General features: G+C 50.0%; 1 rRNA gene. It reads left to right on the top strand.

Going from position 1 to position 584, the window contains the following annotated elements:
• Window positions 1-106: 106 nt before the first annotated feature.
• A 23S ribosomal RNA gene (locus HFD99_RS24875) occupies window positions 107-584 on the top strand; the annotation flags it as partial.

Below are 584 nucleotides of genomic sequence, written 5' to 3'. Positions count from 1 at the left end.
AAACTGGATACCGAAACGAAATTGCGTTTTAGAATATTCCTTTAAGCTGATCTTGTGTAAACAAGTGAAATAAAGGTAGCAAATCGTATTTACGATGTAAATACTAGGTTAAGCTACAAAGAGCACACGGAGGATGCCTAGGCGCCAGGAGCCGACGAAGGACGTGGCGAACAACGATAAGGCCTCGGGGAGCTGTAAGCAAGCTTTGATCCGGGGATGTCCGAATGGGGAAACCCGGCTGTCTTCATCGACAGTCACTACTCACTGAATTCATAGGTGAGTGAGAGGCAGACCAGGGGAACTGAAACATCTAAGTACCCTGAGGAAGAGAAAACAATAGTGATTCCGTCAGTAGCGGCGAGCGAACGCGGATTAGCCCAAACCAAGGAGCTTGCTCCTTGGGGTTGTGGGACGTCTCACATGGAGTTACAAAGGAACCGGTTAGATGAAGAGGTCTGGAAAGGCCCGCCAGAGAAGGTAAAAGCCCTGTAGTTCAAAACCTGTTCCCTCCGAGACGGATCCCGAGTAGTGCGGGGCACGTGAAACCCCGTATGAATCCGGCAGGACCATCTGCCAAGGCTAAA

This window comes from Paenibacillus sp. EKM301P (genome assembly GCF_011800295.1).
Lineage (GTDB): Bacteria > Bacillota > Bacilli > Paenibacillales > Paenibacillaceae > Paenibacillus > Paenibacillus polymyxa.
This window is presented reverse-complemented; position numbering and strand designations above follow the sequence as displayed.